The following is a 19,487-nucleotide window of genomic DNA, read 5'->3' on the forward strand; positions in this document are numbered from 1 at the left end:
CTTCCTCTCCCTTTCATTGCTCATATATATTATCTTTAGCGACTTCCTTCATTCTAGAAAAATCTTTAATTACAATAACTCCATTACTCTTTTCAATTAGTTTTTCATTATAAAATCTTTGTAATACCCGAATTACGTGCCTATAACTTCCCCCTATAAAATCTGCAATACTCGTTACCGAAGTTGCATTCAAATCCCCTTTATACATATTCCCGTTACTATCTGTTGAAATTGAAAGTAAATAACTAGCTACACGTACTTCTACAGGATACAGTAAATTAAGAGCAGTAAAACGAGTCGATATTTTTAACGTGTTCGCAATGTTTTCAAGCAAGAACTTCATAAATATAGGATCATGTAATAACTTGTTTCTAATAACCGTATTAGAAATACAGATTGCTACAACATCTGAACAAGCCTCAACGACATTATGTGCTTTGCTATTTTGAATTAGTTCAATATCACCAACAATGGCCAATGGATTGATAAAGCGAAGAATTAGTTTCTTCCCTTCAGGTGTAATCGTATAAACTTTTACTTTCCCTTTAACAACAAAATATAAACGATCCATTTCGTCATCTATATTGCAAATAAGCTCGCCTTTTTCAAAGTGATTTAATTGAAAATAAGCTGTATCTATTTCTGAAAAAACCTCGAGTGTTTTATTGTTTTTTAAATAATGCGTAATTAAACCTGATCTATCCTCCATATTCATTTCCCCTTTCATTTACATATTAAATACAACAATACCTATAATCATTACTATTGTTCCCACAATATGATATCTCTCCATCTGTATCTTTTTTATATGAAACAGTCCTTTCATTTCAATAACTGTTGCCGTTAACAATTGAGCAACCATTAGTGTGCCGGCTGTCAATGTAACTCCTAATGCATATATCGCCATAGTTTCTGCACAAATAATGAATCCACCAAATGCACCCGCTGCTAAATATACTTTTTTCACACTCTTTAAATCTGTTACTTTCTCTTCTTTCTTTAACAAAAATACAGTTGTTGCAATAAGGAATCCAATTAAATGCGTAATAATACTTGTCGACCATATACCAATATGTGAACTAAGTTTCGCATTAAATGTGCCTTGAAGTGTAATAAATATGCCAGCAAATACAGCAAATACAATGCCTTTCAAAAAATCATCTCCTCATCTTTTATTTCTGACTTAATTAAAAGCTATAATCCTATATAAACAAAAGGACAAATGTCACATCAGTATGAAAATAACTGCGAATGACCATAAAAAAACACACCTCAAAATAATTGAGATGTATTTTTATCTTTATATTATTATATATAATTTTAATAATTATAATTACGCTACATTAATAGGTTTATTCTTCAAAACAAACTTTCCAAATAAGAAACGCACAAGCGGCCCCATAATAATTAATTGTAATGGATACGCCATAATGAAGTTTTTAATAAAAATTGAGAAATACATTGAAACAAAAGATTCACCATGTAATCCATTATGAAAATACATCATTGCCATTCCATAAAACGACATGAAGAAAACCATTCCAATAACCATAGCTGTCGCCATCGCAATAATAATATTTACTTTTTTCGATTTATCAAATGGCAACATGAATACAATTTTTTTCGCACAAGGTCCAACTATACTTATTTCAATTAATAGCGCAATATTAAAGCCAATTAATAGTTCTAATGCAATCTCTTTAATATAAATTGGTCCTCCTGTTTCATTCATTAGTAAATTGTAAAACGTCATTACGATAACCATTCCAAGGCACATCATCATGCCAAATTGGAGGTTTTCTTTTCTTGTTGTTGGCAAATTTCATCATCCTCTCTCTTTGAGTCTTTGTCATTATATCGACATTGGAACCCCCTTCGTAAGTGAACATTTTGTGAACAAATTTAAAACGTTTTCATGTATTTTCTTTACTTTCAACTCAAATTCTCACTTTTACTTATAAAGGTTTTATATATTTCAATGTTGAATTACTAAATTTAACATTGCATTACATTATTACTAGGAGGATAACCATGAATGAAACAGAATTTTACGCATATCACATCGTAACAAGGAAAAAAATGCATATCGGACAAATGATTCCTTTTAACAAAAATCAACACAATACTCTATATCACTTCTTTTTTGAAAGAGAACAATTAAATGCTAGTGGTGAAGATGGCATACAAATTTTAAATAAACACTATAAAAATAACGAATTACATATAAATAATGAAAATGCTAAAGTAGTCATGAGTTATATGAATCAAACAATTAGAGCAGCTAGAGAAACAATTGTAGAAATGGTTAGACTACAAGAATTCCCTGAATATCCTTCCAGGTTATCTTGTTTATACGCTGCAAAAAGCTATGAAGATGCTTTAAAATGGAAAGCATTATTTGATTCTTACAATCGAGAAGTTTTACAGATTGTTAAACTACGAGTAATCGGAAGTTCTTTTGAAGGTGACGGGAATCTTTTACCAAAAGAAGATGGTATTCCTTTTTCTCAAAAAATCGAACAAGCTAGAAAGTATTGGAAAGGAAATATTAGAAATGAACTTCCTGAGCTACTGATTAATGGAGAAATTGAAGTGGTGGAAATTATTGATGACTTCTCCTCAATTCATATTTAATTTCTAACTAAATCATATAGGATGGAGATTACAATGAAGAAAAAAGTGTACTTCAATCATGATGGCGGCGTAGATGATTTAATTTCATTATTTTTATTACTTCAAATGGAAAACGTTGAACTTACCGGTGTATCTGTTATCCCAGCAGACTGCTATTTAGAACCCGCAATGTCTGCAAGTCGGAAAATTATTGATCGCTTCGGCAAAGGTAATATTGCAGTAGCCGCTTCAAACTCTCGCGGGCAAAACCCGTTTCCAAAAGACTGGCGGATGCATGCATTTTATGTAGATGCTCTACCAATTTTAAATGAGTCTGGAAAAGTTGTAACACCCGTGGTGGCAAAACCCGCGCATCATCATTTAATAGAAACGCTTCTACAAACGGAAGGAAAAACAACTTTATTATTTACTGGGCCCCTAACTGACCTTGCTCGTGCATTATATGAAACTCCCATCATAGAAGATAAAATTGAACGTCTCGTTTGGATGGGTGGTACATTTCTTACCGCAGGCAATGTACATGAACCAGAGCATGACGGAACAGCTGAGTGGAATTCATTTTGGGACCCTGAAGCAGTGGCTCGTGTATGGGAATCAAAAATTGAAATCGACTTAGTGACACTAGAAAGTACAAACCAAGTTCCATTAACTATAGACATACGTGAACGTTGGGCAAAAGAACGAAAGTATATTGGTGTAGATTTCCTTGGCCAATGCTATGCGATGGTTCCTCCCCTCGTTCACTTTTCAACGAACTCTACTTACTACTTGTGGGATGTACTAACAACTGCGCTTGTCGGAAACACTAACCTCGCAAAAACTCAAACGATTAATAGTATCGTTCATACATACGGACCAAGCCAGGGGCGTACAGAGGAAACTGCTGATGGACGACCTGTAAATGTCGTTTATGATGTAAAACGTGATGTATTCTTTGAATATATTACTAAATTAGCTAAAAAAGCTGCTACTTGAAACCTCAATAACACGAAAAAAATTTATTAAGAATGATATACTTTAATTAATATAACATGAGGTGATAAGATGGATTATGAGTTACTAAAAGAACGAATAGAAATTATAACTTCTAGAATTAAATACATAGGTGGTGAAGTTCAAGAAGTTTGTATAGATGAACCATCTTCCCTTGAACAAATAATCCAAGTAGAAGAAAAACTGGGTATTAAACTACCAAATAGCTTCAAAAAGGTACTTTTAGAGTTCTCAGGAAATTTTAGCTTACGCTGGTTTTTACCTGACGATGTAGAGCTACCAAATGAACTTACTGATATTTTTTGCGGAACACCCCACTGGAGTTTAGAAAGTCTTTCTGAATTCGAAAAAGAACGTAAAGACTTGATTGACGAGTTTTTTTCAAATCTAGATGATGAATATGATGTAGTTTGGCACAACAAATTAGCATTTTGTGAAGTGGGAAATGGAGATTATTTAGCATTTGATATGAAAGATGATATAGATGCTCCAATAATTTACCTAAGCCACGACGATGGAGAAGGACATGGGTATAAGATTGCGAATAATTTCATTGAATTCATTGAGAATTGGTCAAGAGTAGCTTTTGTAGGATGCGAAGATTGGCAGTGGTTACCTTTCACTACTAGTTTTGAAAGTGGTATAAATCCAGATGATGAACCAGCCAAAAAATTTAGAAATTGCTTGGGACTTAATATTTAAAAGAGTATTGAATTAAATTTCAATACTCTTTTTGTGCAATTTAATTATATTGGATTAATGTAGTGTCTTATTGATTATTCATTTCATAACCATTGACAAAATAAGTTATTGTTTCTAACTCATCTTCATTTAATTCTCTTTCTAGTTCTTGTTTATACGCTGCCTTTATCTTCTCTTCATCGCCTTTATGCATTTTTGTATAAGTTCCTACTGTTTTTAACATACGAATCTCTTGTAAAAACTCCTCTCGATTTATCGCTTCTCCATGAGAAAGAATATATGTCTCAGCATCAAATTTTTCTAATTCATCTATTAATGCAAACGTTCTTTTCGTCGTATAGTTCCACTTCGAAGAAAAAATATCTGCATATATACAGTCTCCTAAAAATAATATCTTTTCTTCTTTCACGTAAATAACAACTGAATCATGTGCATGATCTCCGCCCACATGTTTTAACACGCATGTCACTTCACCAAGATCTAATTCCATTTGATTCTGGAACGTTAAGGTCGGAGGAATAATGTTAATATTTCTCGCTTTTTCTTCAAACTCTTTTTTTATGCAATCCGCACAAAATGCAATTTCAGTACCCTCTTTTACGCGTGCGTCCAAAGCTTCATCTGTCCATTCATAAGAAACAAGTGTACGCATCTCTTTTTTCGTTTCAGAATGTGCAATAGACAATGCATCTTGTAGTACAGGCAATCCAAAAATATGATCCCAATGCCAATGGGTTAGTGCTACGAAATCTGGATTCGATACATTTTGTTCTTTTAACATTTCTAAAAATAATTGTGCATGTTCTTCTGAATTCCCTGCATCAATCATTAACGTTTTTTCTTGTCCAACGACCATTCCTAAGATAGGTCTATCTGTTTCAGAAACAGGTGTCATATACCAAAATGAGTTTCCTATTTTTTTAATTTGTTGCATAACCAATTCCCCTTTTCATTTCCTCACTTAAGTTTAATATATAGATTATAACGAATCACTACTTTTTTCTCTATACTCAAACACAATTACTTGGACTATTCTAACTTTCCTTTTCGTAAGCTAAAAATAAGTGGAAGAATCGGAGTGTGATACTATGGAACGATTATGGATTCCAATGATTGTTACGTTTTTTTCATTTGGTGGATTACTATTAGGCGGTGCTGTTGGAGTAGCAACACGCCAACTCATTGAAGAAAAGATGCATCGTTTATACGCATTATGTGGCGGTATTTTACTTGGGCTTTTATCCCTTGAAATTATTCCTGAAACATTTTCAAGCTACGAAATGATTGGGCCTATACTTGGTATAGCCATCGGTATTTTAGTTATGAGCTTATTAGATAACTATTGTCACCATCCAATGATACATAAAAAAGATCAACAAGCATGGCAAACCTTCCTTTTTCTCTCTTTCGCTATATTTATTCATAATATACCTAGTGGATTTGCGTTAGGTACAGCTTTTATAAATCATAATGACTCTGCCATTCCCTTTTTAATAGCAATTGTCGTTCACCATATTCCAGAAGGATTAGCTTTAATTATTCCATTTCTTTTTACAAAACATAAATATATTTCCTTTTTATTAACGACTTTATTACTTTCTCTTATTCTCGGTACTGGCACAGTTTTTGGCATTTTGATGGAAGGAAAAGCTCTTCACCTGCAAGGACTCATTATGGGAAGTGCTATTGGTTCACTTGGATATGTCACAATTCATGAAATGCTTTGGAAAGCTAAGAAACAGCTCTCTTTCCCTACATTTCTAATGTGGGCAACTAGTGGTTTTCTCCTAATAATAGCGTTTACTCTACTAGCTGGACATCACTAAATTAAACAAAAAAGATAGCTGAAAACAATTTGTCTTCAGCTATCTTTTTTATTCTTTCTATTTCTCTATAGCTCCCTAGAAAAAACATGCATATACTTTGTTTTGAAATAACTGTAGTATTTCTTTCATACTTCGTATCGTTTCTCTCGACAAAACATTATTATTTTAGTCATTTATTAGAAGTTATATTATATTTTTTGACCATCATCTAATATTTTCGTTATTTGTAAAAAACATAAAAAAGAGCCCCTATTTTCAAAACAAGGACTCTTTTCATAAAATAAAACTTTAATCAGCCCTCACCAATCGGGCTGCCTGGCAAATAGCGGGATAAACTATTTAGCTACCTCTTCTTTCGGCATTACCATACCTTTATAAAGTTGAACAGTTATCCAGTAATAGATGAAATAAATGACTAAGAATATCCCAATTGGCACCCACACTTTTACAAACGGGTCAACTAATATAAAGCTGAATAAGTTAAGCCCTACTAAAACGTGAGAAATGCCAATGATTGCTGGGAAGATAAATAAATATGAAATTTCTTTATATATACTTTTCGTTAACATACTGCGTCTCACACCAATTTTTCGTAACATTTCATAACGGCGTATGTCGCGAGAAGCACCTGTTAATATCTTGAACATAAGGGAACTTGCCATCATTGCTAAAAAGGCAATTCCGAGGAAAAATCCCATAAACATTGTTCCGCTCATGAAGCTGTTCATAAACTGATAAATTGTCATTTTCGTAAATAAGTCTACCTTTTCACCTGTTGCTTTTTCAATTTGTGCTTTTTGTCTCTTGTCTATTTCGATCAATAACGGTTTATATTTTTTCATATCATCTACTTTTGCTAATGTTACAGTGTGTTCTGTTCCTTGAATTCCTTTATAATGCTCTTCGTCTGCAATTCTTACTGGTTTTCCGCTAAATTGATTATGCGTAATTTGTATCTCTCTTACAACTGCGTCTTCCCAATCCTTTGGCATACGAGGGAATTTTGCTAATTCAGGAGCCTCTAAAGCTGAATATACAGGTTCAGTTAAAGGTTCAGTCACACGTTTACGAACAGGCTCTTTTAACGTTTTTGTATCAAAATGGTCTGAAACAAGTGGTGGTTTCGCAGTTAAGTCGTTACGTAAATAATAAACCGCTTCTCCATCTACTTTATAGTTGTACTTGCTTTCTTCAACAATTTCCATTTCTTTTAAGGCAGCTTTGTCTTGATCATTCGGATCATGAATTACAACATCATATACACGAGAAAAGTCTGTCATAATACCTACATTTTTTTGGAAAGCCATACCTGCCGTCATCGCACCTGCGCCTAATGCAATTAACATCGCTACAGTACCTAATACTCTCGATAAACTATTTACTCGAAAGCGTAGCTGTGCATATGTAAAACTATTTAGACCAGTTTCATTTCGTTTTTTATTCCCCTTAATTTTCATCACAAAAAATGGGAGTAATGAACTAAAGATAAAATATGTTCCAAGTGTTGTAACGATGGTTGCTATAATAAAACCTAATTCAGCATATATTTTTACATTGATCATAAAATAGTACCCTATACTTACTAGTAATACACCAAGTACTGTCATTATAATAATGCGAGTTTTACTTTTCTTCACTTCATCTAGTGTTTCATCTTCACGAATTAACTCTAGTTCAGTTTTACGTAACAATCGGACACTGTTCATTAAGCCAGTAATGAAAAATAGTATTAAGAAGAAAATAACTGTAACTAAAATTGCTGGTGTGTATACAGATGCATAACTACCTTTTGCTGAAATTTCCATTCCATTCATTAAAAAGTTTCCTGCTACACTTGCAAGTAACATCCCTACTAAAATACCGATAATAATACTGACAATACCCATACCGAATGTTTCAATAAATAATAACTGTGCTACTTTTTTCTTTTTTGCACCAAGCATCATGTACATACCGAGTTCTTTTCTTCTTAACGTGAGTAAGAAAGAGTTGGCATATATAATATAAAATACAGTAATGAAAGATAATAGTATTGCACCTACCCAAAAGACGAGTCTAATACTACTAATTAGGCTATTATCTTTCGTAAATTCGCTATTCATCGCCATCGTTTGGAACATATAGAAAATACTAATACTAATAACGAGGCCAATAAGTAAAACCATATAATCTTTTAACATTTTTTTCATACTATGACGTGATAATTTAAATAACATAGTTTCGCCCCCTACTTAGACTCAGCAGCTGAGCCCATATGAGCGAGCACACCTAAAATGTCTTGATAGAAATTCTCTCTAGTGCCTTGACGATTTAATTCTTTATAAAGAAGACCATCTTGAATAAATAAAATACGCTCACAATAACTTGCACTAAATGCATCATGTGTAACCATCAAAATACTTACATTGTGATTTTTATGTAAATCTTGCATTGCTTCTAATAAACTTTTTGCGTTTTTACTATCAAGCGCACCTGTCGGTTCATCTGCTAATACAATTGCTGGATTATGTACTAAAGCTCTTGCCGCCGCTGTTCTTTGCTTTTGTCCACCAGAAACAGCAGTTGGATATTTTGTTAAAATTTCAGTAATTCCTAATTTCTTCGCAACGTCATTTACCTTTCCAGTAATCTCACTTGATGGTACGCCTTGCAGAGAAAGTGGTAAAGCTATATTTTCATAAATTGATAAGTTTTCTAGTAGATTAAAATCTTGAAAAATGAAACCTAATTTTTGAGAGCGAAAATCAGATAACGCATTGCCCTTCATAGAAGTAATATTTGTACCAGCTATCGTCACACTACCACCTGTCGCTTGGTCAAGTGTACTTATCACATTAAGTAAAGTCGTTTTTCCAGACCCAGAAGGACCCATAATCCCGACAAATTCTCCTTCTTTAATACTTAACGATACACCCCTTAATGCTTTTGACTGATTCTCATTTCTTTTTCCATACGTTTTTTCTACACTTTCTACAGTAACTACATTTGTTGACATCTCTTTCACTCCATCCCTTTTGTATAAAATTAATTTCTCACATATTTCTTATTATTTTGTCATGTAAATCCTTAAGATTTTTTTAATTATTCATTCAATAAGAGTTACACCTGTAACATGAACCTATTTCCTACTTCATATTCTCATTTTTCTACAACTCGTTCCCTCGATTTCGCTTACATTTACCTTACATTTTTGTAAGATAAAAAAGAAAACACACTAATTTCTAATAGTGTGTTTTCTTTACAATCAATATTTTCTATTCTTTATTTCTTCTTCAATAGTTGCCACAAATACATCTAGTGCAATAACTTCTGACTTCTCTTCCCCATATTTACGTACATTTACAGCTCCGTTTTCCATTTCCTTATCTCCAATAACAAGAACATACGGTACTTTTTGCATTTGTGCTTCTCTTATTTTATATCCTAATTTTTCATCTCGTGCATCTTGTTCAACACGAACTCCAGCTTGTGCTAATTTAAGTGCAATCTCATTGGCATATTGTTCATGTACTGCATTTGAAACTGGAATTACTTTCACTTGAACTGGTGCCACCCATGCCGGGAACGCACCTCCAAAGTGCTCAATTAATATTGCTAAGAAGCGATCTAATGACCCTAAAACTGCCCTGTGAATAACAACTGGTCTTTTCTTTTCATTATTTTCATCTATATAATTTAAATCAAATTTCTCTGGCATTTGGAAATCAAGCTGGATTGTTCCGCACTGGTGACTTCTATTTAAAGCATCTTTAATATGAAAATCAATTTTCGGCCCGTAAAATGCACCGTCACCTTCATTTAGTCTATATTTATAATTTAGCGATTGTAATACATTTTCTAATGCTGCTTCTGCTTGCTCCCATAATTTATCATCACCCATTGAGTCTTCTGGACGAGTAGAAAGCTCTACTTCATATTCGAATCCAAAAGTTTTATATACGTAATCAATTTGCGCCATTACGGATTTGATTTCATTTTCAATTTGTTTTGGAGTTACAAATAAATGTGCATCATCTTGGCAGAAAGTACGTACTCTTAATAATCCGTTTAACGCACCACTAAATTCATGGCGATGTACTTGACCGAATTCACACATACGAATCGGTAATTCACGATAAGAATGCAATTTATTTTTAAACATAAGCATGTGCCCTGGACAGTTCATCGGTTTTAATGCAAAACTTTTATTATCTACTTCAGAGAAATACATATTATCTTTATAATGTCCCCAGTGCCCTGATCTCTCCCATACTTCTTGGTTCATCATGAACGGAGTGCGTACTTCTTGATAATTGTACTCTTTTTGAATTTCTCTTAAAAATGCTTCCAATTCGTTACGAATCATTTGTCCTTTCGGTAAATAAAACGGCATTCCCGGAGCCTCTTCAGAAAACATAAATAACTCAAGCTCATTGCCTAACTTACGATGATTTCTTTTTGTTGCTTCTTCAACGAAATGTAAATACTCTTCTAATTCTTTTTGAGAAGAGAATGCAACACCATATATGCGCTGAAGCACTTGGTTATTACTATCACCTCGCCAATATGCACCGGAAACGTGAGTTAATTGAAATGCTTTCAAATAACCTGTAAATGGTAAATGTGGCCCTCTACATAAATCTACAAATTCACCTTGTTTATATAGTGTTACACTTTCCCCACTAGGAATTGCTTCTAAAAGTTCTAATTTCAAGCGATCGTTCATTTCTTGAAACAGTTTTGCTGCTTCTTCTCGAGAAACCTCAACTCGTTCTATCTTTATATTTTCATTTATAATCTTTTTCATTTCTTTTTCGATTTTTCGTAAATCTTCTACGTTTACACTACTTGGAAGATCCATATCATAATAAAATCCATTTTCAATAACAGGCCCCACCCCAAGATTTATATCACCATACATTCTTTTTACAGCTTGCGCTAAAATATGTGCCGCAGAGTGTCTTGTAATTTCTACACCTTCATTTGAATCTATAGTAATGATTTCTACTTCCGCATTTTCTTCAATCTTTCGGCGTAAATCATATAACCCATCATTCACTTTCCCCGCGACTGCTTTCTTTTTCAAACTACTGCTAATGGATCCCGCAATTTCTTCTAAAGTAATTCCTTTTACAAATTCTTTCACGCTACCATCTGGAAATTTAATTTCAATCATTTGTTCTTTCATTTTTCATCTCTCCATTTCATAATAAAAAGCACACTCATCCCTAACATAGGGACGAGCGTGCTTTTACCCGTGGTTCCACCCAGATTCCCATCACAAAATGCAATGGCTTCTTTTACGGTAACGTCGTTTATACGGCACTAGATACTTAATTTCCCCAGTGCAGCTCTAAGGTGGTAAGTTATTTTTCTGCGTTAGGAAGTTCTCAGCTTTCCTTCCTTCTCTGTATAACCGGGGAAAATAACTCGTGTCCTTTTCTTCGCTTTTTATGAAATTGAATGCAAAAAAGCATATTCATCCCTAAATATAGGGACGAGTATGCTTATATCCGTGGTTCCACCCAGATTCCCATCACAAAAAACATAATGGCTTCTTTTGCGATAACGTCGCATACACGGCACTAGATACTTAATTTCCCTAGTGCAGCTCTAAGGTGGTAAGTTATTTTTCTGCGTTAGGAAGTTCTCAGCTTTCCTTCCTTCTCTGTATAACCGGGGAAAATAACTCGTGTCCTTTTCTTTGCTTTTTGTAAAACATCCATTTATTGTTATTTAATATATCTTATTCATTTTATTTTTGCAAGTGTTTAAAAAAATTATTTATTTAATTAAAAAAGTGAAACCAAATTTTTTTGGTTTCACTTCACAATTTTACCAATCTTGTGGTTCGTAATTTAAGTCTGCAAATAGACGTCTTTTCTCTTTCTTTGTTAAATCTCTCCACTGCCCAACCGGTAAATTATTCAATTCAATATTCATAATTCTCGTACGTTTTAACGTGTATACTTGATAACCTAAAGCTTCACACATACGGCGAATTTGACGATTTAGCCCTTGTGTTAAAATAATTTGGAACTCATATTTTGATAACTGTGTAACCTCACAAGGAAGCGTTTTTGTTCCTAAAATTTTAACACCCGCTGCCATTTTCTCTAAGAAATCAGGTGTAATTGGCTTATCTACTGAAACGATATATTCTTTCTCATGTTTGTTTTCAGCACGTAAAATTTCATTAACAATATCACCATCATTCGTTAACAAAATTAAACCGTCTGAGTCTTTATCAAGACGTCCAATGTGACTAATTCGTAAAGGATGGTTCACTAAATCGATAATATTACCTTTTACTGATTTTTCACTCGTACATGTAATACCTACTGGTTTATTTAAAGCGATATATACGTGATCTCGAGCAATTCGAAGCTGCTCTCCATTTACTCGTACATCATCACCTGGGTTCACTTGGTCACCAATTTTTGCAACCTTACCGTTAATAATTACTCTTCTCTCATTAATTAGTTTATCCGCTCCACGTCGAGACGCTTTTCCAGCTTCACTAATAAATTTATTGATACGCAAATTAGGCACATCCTTTTCTAAAAAAATTTCAAGCTCACACTGCTTCTACCGTACAATACAAAAGGGTAAGCCTCCTATTATAACTTAAATATATTAACATGAAAGGGTATATAACGTCTTCTATTAATTACTTGTTTATAAGAAAATATCTTTATTATACATTCATTTATACACTTTTTCAGCGTTTAATATACAAGCCATTCTTCCTTACATACAGCTTGTTTTCCTTTTATCTCTTCTATATCTTCATGAATATTAGCTAATTTATATAAATCTAGGAAAATCTCTTCCACATAATGTTGATGCGTCTGTTCATCTTTCCAATACGTTAACACTATGTAACGATTTTCATTTTTCAAAGACTTCCCAACTACTCCACCTAGCATTCCTTTTGCTTTTTCCATTCCTTTATTCCAAATTGTTTCTTGCTTATGTAAAAAATGCTTTTCCTTTTCCACCTTTACATCGCATATAGCAACTCTTACGAATGATCCTTCTGTAACAACGTCTTTCAAATGCGTATCAGTTATATCATACAACGTTTGAAATAATTCAATTTCACACGAAAGAAACGTATCCTCTTGATTACTATTTAAATAAATTGTATCGTGAGCACCATTCATAAATGATTGATATGTACTTCTATCTTCCCATAAAGTAAATACACATGCCTCATCTTCATACCATCCACCAAATTGTCCATGAAAACCATCTAGATGCCGTATATCACTCCATTTTTCTTGCGCATTTGAAAACAATTTCTTTTTCTCTTCTTCCACCTTACAGTAGATTGTTTTTAGTAACATTTTTAATTCCCCCTTTAGCATATAATTTATCTTCTTCTCACAATAATTAGTTCACATAATATTTTTATAATCACCCTAATACTCTTTATAGGCATATAGAACTAATCATATTTATCACTACATCTATCAAAACATCTATCGAATTTAATTTCAAATGATTCAGAATAAAAAAAGATGTAACTCTTAATGAATTACATCTTTAGCTAATCTCCCTTATTCATCTTTTTCTCAAATAAATAATACGTAATTTCTCCCGGATAATGTACTACTGCTACCTTCCTTTCCCCTTTTTTAAAACTAACAGTATGCCCGTTTTCCCCTAAGTTCTCCCATCCATTTGCCTTTGTAATAGGCATTACACTTATATATTGATAGTCCTCTTCATTATCATCGTTAATATGGATTGCTGACATTGGCACTGGAAAATCTTTAATTTTAGATTCTTTGTCTACATATATGAGTGCAAATAAACCAACTAATAACATAGCCATTGAAATACTTAAAACCAGTTTTCTTCTATTCATTTTCACTAAAAACCCTCTTTTCTCGCATATAGCTTTCATCATTTTACTAAATTTAATTATTCGTGTATAGAAAAGACATAATTTAAATTATTTCTAACCTATTTTCTCTACTTTAAACAACATCATTGTTATATATTATAATTATAAGTTTTTAAATTTTGGAGGCGTTACATATTGCAGAAATTACTTTTTACTAAATGGACAGTTGTTATTTCTATTTTCATCATTTTCGGTACGATTTTCTATGTTACTAATGTTAAAAATAACAACGAAAAAGCAACTGTAGAAACAGCGGAGACAAAAACTTTCAAAACGAAATTACAACCTAAAATTCATGAATTGACTACTCATTATAATGACATCATCGAAAAAGATTGGTTACCTGCCTGGGAAGAGATTAACACGAATGGAGATTCAGTAGATCGAAATAAACTATTAGTTACAATGAGTGCTGTTTCCAAACAGTACGAAACAATTATGAACGAAATAGACACGCTTAAAATTGAAGAAAACATAACAGATATAGATATACAAAAACAACTACTTCAATTCACAACTCAGTTTAAATCCGCATCAAATTTCATGAAAAATGCAGCAAATTTGATTATAGACGGAGCAAATAACTCTACTCCAACCAATGAAACTATTGAAAAAACAAAACAAGCTTTAGGACTTGCGGATCAACATATTGTCATCGCTTTATCTACTTTAAATGAAGTTGAAGATAAATTAGGACTTACAAAAAAATAAAACTATTTACTATTTTAAAATAAAAAATGATTGCAATTCACAATTTGTATGTCTATAATGTTTTTATTGATTTACAATCAATGTGTTTATAAATTTTATAATTCGGATGAACCATTCAGGAGAAGGTCTATTGATCTACCGACGGGGCAAAAAGTTGTTATACCAGCTTTGAAACTCTCAGGTCTTGGTTACAAGTAGAACTGCATGGGGACGAATCTCTGGAGAGACTCCCTCTCGCTTTCATAGAGCGCGGAGGAAAACGAGCACCGAAGGAGCAAATCCGCTACTTTAGCGGATAATCTCTCAGGTAAAAGGACAGAGACAAGCGAAAGAAAAAGCCGATTGTATCGGTTTATTTTTCTATCCCTTGTTTCTCCAGAGACCATTTCATTTACTTGAAGTGGTTTTTATTTTTTCTAAAAAAGGAGAATAAAGATGGAGACAGTAAGTAAAGTATTAGAACAACTAAATCAATACGTGTGGGGATTACCAACTTTGTTGCTACTCGTTGGAACAGGTATCATTCTCACAGTGCGTTTGAAAGGTTTACAGTTTAGTAAACTATTATACGCTCACAAACTAGCGTTTAAAAAATCAGAAGATACTTCTTCTTCTGGAGATATTAGTCACTTCCAAGCACTCATGACAGCTATGGCCGCAACGATTGGTATGGGTAATATAGCCGGTGTTGCAACAGCGGTTACAATTGGTGGTCCTGGTGCAATATTTTGGATGTGGATTACCGCTTTATTCGGTATGGCAACAAAGTATGCAGAGGCAATACTTGCAGTGAAATACCGTGTTAGTAATGAAAATGGTGAATATTCAGGTGGACCAATGTATTATTTAGAGCGTGGTTTAGGTAAGAAATGGCTTGCTATATTATTCGCTATATTTGGTACAACTGCTTCTTTCGGTATTGGTAATATGGTGCAATCTAACTCAGTTGCAGAGGCAATGCGAATTAATTTCTCTTTCCCTCCTGCTTTAACTGGTATAGTAATGTCATTTTTAATCGCAATTGTTATTTTAGGCGGTGTAAAAAAAATCGGGAAAGTGACGGGATATGTCGTTCCTATTAAAGCTTTCTTTTATATAATTGCTGGTCTTATAATTATTTTCTATCACTACGACCAAATTCCAGAAGCATTTTCACTTATTTTTTCTGGTGCATTTAATGGTACAGCAGCTGCTGGTGGTTTTATTGGGGCAACAGTTGCATCAGCTATCCAAATCGGAATGGCGCGTGGTGTATTTGCGAACGAAGCTGGTTTAGGGAGTGCACCAATTGCGGCGGCGGCGGCAAAAACCGATTCGCCTGCAAAGCAAGCTTTAGTTTCAATGACTGGTACTTTTCTAGATACGTTTATTGTATGTACAATTACAGGACTAGTATTAATTACTACAGGCGCTTGGAAATCAGGTAAAACTGGTGTTGAAGCTACAACACTTGCATTCCAATCTGTATTCGGTACTGCTGGTAGTATGATTCTCGGTATCGCAATTATTTTATTTGCCTACTCTACTATTTTAGGCTGGTCGTATTATGGAGAAAAATGTGTAGCTTATTTATTCGGAGAAAGTGCAGTTAAATATTATAAAGCAATCTTTATTTTCATGATTGCAATTGGTGCTAATTTAAAGCTAGGAATCGTATGGACATTTGCTGATATTGCAAATGGACTTATGGCAATTCCAAACTTGATTGGTTTGATTGGATTAAGTAGTATTGTTGTTGCTGAAACGAATCGCTTTTTACAAGCAGAGAAATTGAAAGAAAATAATAAAAAACAGGCAAGTTAATCTATGAAAAAAGGAATGACTCATACATGATGAGCATTCCTTTTTTCATCCCCTCTTTTACTTAATTACTATCATTAAAAATATATTTATATCAATATTTACTCCTTTTTATTCCTCCAAAAGTTTTTCACATAAATGTCATAAATCGTATGGTCTAACTATATAGTTGAAAAGGAATGCGACATTAAAGTGTCGCTGAAAAACTCATCCAAGAAAAGGGAGGAAAAATCTTTTGAAAAACAAAATCATCGTTTTCCTATCTGTTTTATCATTTATTATTGGTGGTTTCTTCTTTAACACGAATACTTCAAGTGCTGAAACATCATCTACTGATTACGTTCCTAACCAATTAATCGTTAAGTTCAAACAAAATGCATCTTTAAGTAATGTGCAATCTTTTCATAAATCTGTCGGAGCTAATGTCTTATCTAAAGATGATAAGTTAGGTTTTGAAGTCGTACAATTTTCAAAAGGTACTGTAAAAGAAAAAATAAAGAGTTATAAAAATAATCCAGATGTGGAATATGCAGAACCAAATTATTACGTTCACGCCTTTTGGACTCCAAACGACCCATATTTTAATAATCAATATGGATTACAAAAGATTCAAGCTCCACAAGCTTGGGATAGCCAACGAAGTGATCCTGGTGTAAAAGTAGCTATTATTGATACAGGAGTTCAAGGCTCACACCCTGATCTGGCTTCGAAAGTAATTTACGGGCATGATTATGTTGATAACGACAATACATCTGATGATGGTAATGGTCATGGTACACATTGCGCTGGAATTACTGGAGCACTTACGAATAACAGCATCGGAATTGCTGGTGTTGCCCCACAAACTTCAATTTATGCTGTCCGCGTATTAGATAATCAAGGAAGTGGTACTCTTGATGCTGTAGCGCAAGGTATTCGAGAAGCTGCTGATTCGGGTGCAAAAGTAATTAGTTTAAGTTTAGGAGCTCCAAATGGTGGTACTGCATTACAACAAGCCGTTCAATATGCATGGAATAAAGGCTCTGTTATAGTTGCAGCTGCTGGAAATGCTGGAAATACAAAAGCTAATTACCCTGCTTATTACAGCGAAGTAATTGCAGTTGGTTCTACAGATCAATCAGATAGAAAATCTTCATTCTCTACTTATGGTAGCTGGGTAGATGTTGCAGCACCAGGTTCAAATATATATTCAACATATAAAGGAAGCACGTATCAATCATTAAGTGGTACATCTATGGCAACACCTCATGTTGCAGGAGTCGCTGCTCTTTTAGCAAATCAAGGATATAGCAATACACAAATCCGCCAAATTATTGAGTCTACTACTGATAAAATTAGTGGTACAGGTACGTACTGGAAAAACGGTAGAGTCAATGCATATAAGGCTGTACAATACGCTAAGCAATTGCAAGAAAATAAAGCTTCTTAATAAATAAAGTAAAATTTTAATCAGTCGATCTACCATTAATGCCGGATAAAATAGAAGGAGAGACTTCTACAATTAAAGCCTCTCCTTCTTACAAACTATATTACTCTCCCTGCTTTTTAACCATATGTAAATACAGTACAAAATCCATCATTGTCGACGAATGACCAAGTTGACGGATCATCGCTGTTATATTTCCTCTATGATATGTACCATGATTTACGACATGTTGCACTAATTCTAAAATCGAAGTTTCTAATTTCCCTACATATGGATTCTCAATAACAAATACAGCATTCACATCTTGTATTGTAATTAAAAAATCTTTATATTGATTTGCCATGTTTTCAAACATTTTTTCTAATTCATGTAACGATTTAGTTTCAATTTGTTTTCGTAAATCTTCTCGGTCTTGTATTGCTTCATTCATACTTTTACCATGCAATATATGTAACCACACTTGATCTGTAATATAAATATGCACAAAAGTATCCTTAATGGATGGAAATACACTCTGTATCTGCTCATTAAAAATCGTCTCATAGTTTGGTAACTCTTTTAATCGATTGAATAATCTTGTATTGGCCCAAGCATGATAATCACACTGTTTTAATATATAATCTTTCAATTTATATTACCTCCTTATTGTATGAAACGAATGGTTTGTTTCTTCATTTCTGATTCTCTATCAGCCTTTGCAATCCCTTTTTCTTTCATTTCATGCTTATTTATCGTTTTATATTTTACATACGTATAAAATTCCGTTTGAAATGGAAATGGTGTAATCCGAATTGTTTCCTCGTCCACCCATTCAGCTTGAATAAGTTTCTCCTCTTCACTATTAAACATTTCTGTTCCTTCAAAACCATCTTTAAATAAATCAATTTCATCTTTCTTTTTGACACCAGGCTTATTCATACATACGTATAAAGAAAGTTCATCACAAAACTTTAATAATTTATAATGTTTATCGAACATCGCAAACTGTTCTTTTGTTAACGTTTTCAAGATTCTTTTTTGTCGTTCTAATTCATGTTTATAAAATGACATCATCTCTTCATCTTCCTCGTTTAGTGGAAATGATAAAAAATGTTTACTACAAAGCAATGCCCCGTATGGATTAGAATTTTCAATTTCATTCAAACCAATCGTATAAAAAACAAAACGTAATGGGCTTGGACAATCCATAAATGTATATGGAATATTTTTAGCATCATTCAAAATTGGTACTTTATCAAGCTCTATCCATCCTCTGTCATGCTCATATATTGCATCAACTGTTTCTTTTAAATATGTTTTACTTTCAAAAAAGCCTTCTTTTATATGTTTTGCAATCTCTCCAGCTAAAGAACCATGGTCATGTTGACGAATTAATATACTTTCCTTCTCATTTTTTTCACGAAAAATCATTCATATACTCCCCCTCATCCTCATACTAAAGCTTTTTATATGCATCGATTCTTAATTAATCCCTAAATAATAGAAGGGATTCAGTCTCTTGCAA

Annotated in this window: 19 protein-coding genes, 1 riboswitch and 2 other annotated features; of the genes, 7 read left to right on the top strand and 12 right to left on the bottom strand. The window is 33.3% G+C overall.

Translation table 11 applies throughout. From position 1 onward, the window contains the following. Positions 1-13 precede the first annotated feature (13 nt). The 3 genes from ACTFO4_RS18690 to ACTFO4_RS18700 all read right to left on the bottom strand — a co-directional run bounded on the left by ACTFO4_RS18690 (position 14) and on the right by ACTFO4_RS18700 (position 1,819). Positions 14-709, bottom strand: coding sequence for a Crp/Fnr family transcriptional regulator (locus tag ACTFO4_RS18690; RefSeq protein WP_440014077.1), 696 nt, complete (start codon positions 707-709; stop codon positions 14-16). Positions 710-727: 18 nt separating this feature from the next. Further along, positions 728-1,153: a DMT family transporter gene (locus ACTFO4_RS18695; RefSeq protein ID WP_000676415.1), complete on the bottom strand. Its 426-nt coding sequence runs from the start codon at positions 1,151-1,153 to the stop codon at positions 728-730. Between the two features lie 180 nt (positions 1,154-1,333). Beyond that, positions 1,334-1,819 (bottom strand): DUF2798 domain-containing protein, encoded by a 486-nt coding sequence (locus tag ACTFO4_RS18700; protein ID WP_440014079.1) that lies wholly within the window; start codon positions 1,817-1,819, stop codon positions 1,334-1,336. A 212-nt stretch (positions 1,820-2,031) separates the two neighbouring features. On the opposite strand from ACTFO4_RS18700, the gene ACTFO4_RS18705 reads away from it, so the two are divergent. The 3 genes from ACTFO4_RS18705 (at position 2,032) to ACTFO4_RS18715 (ending at position 4,329) form a co-directional block, all read left to right on the top strand. Beyond that, positions 2,032-2,634: a DUF2441 domain-containing protein gene (locus ACTFO4_RS18705; protein WP_086402013.1), complete on the top strand. Its 603-nt coding sequence runs from the start codon at positions 2,032-2,034 to the stop codon at positions 2,632-2,634. Positions 2,635-2,655: 21 nt separating this feature from the next. Next, positions 2,656-3,609 carry a nucleoside hydrolase gene (locus tag ACTFO4_RS18710; protein ID WP_088338814.1) on the top strand — a complete coding sequence of 318 codons (954 nt, stop codon included), beginning with the start codon at positions 2,656-2,658 and terminating at the stop codon, positions 3,607-3,609. A 69-nt stretch (positions 3,610-3,678) separates the two neighbouring features. After that, positions 3,679-4,329, top strand: coding sequence for an SMI1/KNR4 family protein (locus ACTFO4_RS18715; protein ID WP_017674090.1), 651 nt, complete (start codon positions 3,679-3,681; stop codon positions 4,327-4,329). 67 nt (positions 4,330-4,396) lie between these two features. Here ACTFO4_RS18715 and ACTFO4_RS18720 read toward each other — a convergent pair whose 3' ends face one another. Then, positions 4,397-5,263 carry an MBL fold metallo-hydrolase gene (locus ACTFO4_RS18720; protein WP_061457167.1) on the bottom strand — a complete coding sequence of 289 codons (867 nt, stop codon included), beginning with the start codon at positions 5,261-5,263 and terminating at the stop codon, positions 4,397-4,399. A 154-nt stretch (positions 5,264-5,417) separates the two neighbouring features. Between ACTFO4_RS18720 and ACTFO4_RS18725 the strand changes: the two genes are divergently transcribed. Beyond that, positions 5,418-6,155, top strand: coding sequence for a ZIP family metal transporter (locus ACTFO4_RS18725; protein ID WP_078420643.1), 738 nt, complete (start codon positions 5,418-5,420; stop codon positions 6,153-6,155). Between the two features lie 335 nt (positions 6,156-6,490). On the opposite strand, the gene ACTFO4_RS18730 is transcribed toward ACTFO4_RS18725, so the two are convergent. The 6 genes from ACTFO4_RS18730 to ACTFO4_RS18755 all read right to left on the bottom strand — a co-directional run bounded on the left by ACTFO4_RS18730 (position 6,491) and on the right by ACTFO4_RS18755 (position 14,049). Next, complete coding sequence (locus tag ACTFO4_RS18730; RefSeq protein ID WP_061457165.1) at positions 6,491-8,371, bottom strand: FtsX-like permease family protein; 1,881 nt, start codon at positions 8,369-8,371, stop codon at positions 6,491-6,493. An 11-nt stretch (positions 8,372-8,382) separates the two neighbouring features. Then, a complete protein-coding gene (locus tag ACTFO4_RS18735; RefSeq protein WP_000106428.1) occupies positions 8,383-9,150 on the bottom strand; it encodes an ABC transporter ATP-binding protein in 768 nt (255 codons plus the stop codon). Between the two features lie 249 nt (positions 9,151-9,399). Continuing rightward, positions 9,400-11,322, bottom strand: coding sequence for a threonine--tRNA ligase (gene thrS, locus ACTFO4_RS18740; RefSeq protein ID WP_410987865.1), 1,923 nt, complete (start codon positions 11,320-11,322; stop codon positions 9,400-9,402). Between the two features lie 44 nt (positions 11,323-11,366). Then, positions 11,367-11,588 (bottom strand) — a binding site (T-box leader). A gap of 36 nt (positions 11,589-11,624) precedes the next feature. Beyond that, positions 11,625-11,848, bottom strand: a binding site (T-box leader). Between the two features lie 121 nt (positions 11,849-11,969). Beyond that, complete coding sequence (rluF, locus tag ACTFO4_RS18745) at positions 11,970-12,677, bottom strand: 23S rRNA pseudouridine(2604) synthase RluF (RefSeq protein ID WP_001222171.1); 708 nt, start codon at positions 12,675-12,677, stop codon at positions 11,970-11,972. A gap of 185 nt (positions 12,678-12,862) precedes the next feature. Then, positions 12,863-13,483 carry a YdbC family protein gene (locus ACTFO4_RS18750; RefSeq protein WP_078420646.1) on the bottom strand — a complete coding sequence of 207 codons (621 nt, stop codon included), beginning with the start codon at positions 13,481-13,483 and terminating at the stop codon, positions 12,863-12,865. 203 nt (positions 13,484-13,686) lie between these two features. Next, positions 13,687-14,049, bottom strand: a complete 363-nt coding sequence (locus ACTFO4_RS18755; protein WP_002197739.1) for a hypothetical protein — start codon at positions 14,047-14,049, stop codon at positions 13,687-13,689. 132 nt (positions 14,050-14,181) lie between these two features. On the opposite strand from ACTFO4_RS18755, the gene ACTFO4_RS18760 reads away from it, so the two are divergent. From ACTFO4_RS18760 to ACTFO4_RS18770, 3 genes are all read left to right on the top strand, one after another. Continuing rightward, positions 14,182-14,757 carry a hypothetical protein gene (locus tag ACTFO4_RS18760; RefSeq protein WP_001170889.1) on the top strand — a complete coding sequence of 192 codons (576 nt, stop codon included), beginning with the start codon at positions 14,182-14,184 and terminating at the stop codon, positions 14,755-14,757. Positions 14,758-14,965: 208 nt separating this feature from the next. Next, positions 14,966-15,086, top strand: a riboswitch (glycine riboswitch). A gap of 106 nt (positions 15,087-15,192) precedes the next feature. Continuing rightward, positions 15,193-16,560 (top strand): alanine/glycine:cation symporter family protein, encoded by a 1,368-nt coding sequence (locus tag ACTFO4_RS18765; protein WP_000451037.1) that lies wholly within the window; start codon positions 15,193-15,195, stop codon positions 16,558-16,560. 232 nt (positions 16,561-16,792) lie between these two features. Beyond that, positions 16,793-17,986 carry a S8 family peptidase gene (locus tag ACTFO4_RS18770; protein WP_078420647.1) on the top strand — a complete coding sequence of 398 codons (1,194 nt, stop codon included), beginning with the start codon at positions 16,793-16,795 and terminating at the stop codon, positions 17,984-17,986. A gap of 100 nt (positions 17,987-18,086) precedes the next feature. Here the strand turns inward: ACTFO4_RS18770 and ACTFO4_RS18775 are convergent, their stop codons facing one another. Further along, a complete protein-coding gene (locus ACTFO4_RS18775) occupies positions 18,087-18,611 on the bottom strand; it encodes a DinB family protein (protein WP_000656267.1) in 525 nt (174 codons plus the stop codon). Positions 18,612-18,625: 14 nt separating this feature from the next. After that, complete coding sequence (locus tag ACTFO4_RS18780) at positions 18,626-19,393, bottom strand: DUF3891 family protein (RefSeq protein ID WP_078420648.1); 768 nt, start codon at positions 19,391-19,393, stop codon at positions 18,626-18,628. Positions 19,394-19,487 lie beyond the last annotated feature (94 nt).

The sequence above is a fragment of the Bacillus cereus group sp. MYBKT14-1 genome, from assembly GCF_051915185.1.
Taxonomy (GTDB): Bacteria; Bacillota; Bacilli; order Bacillales; family Bacillaceae_G; genus Bacillus_A; species Bacillus_A cereus.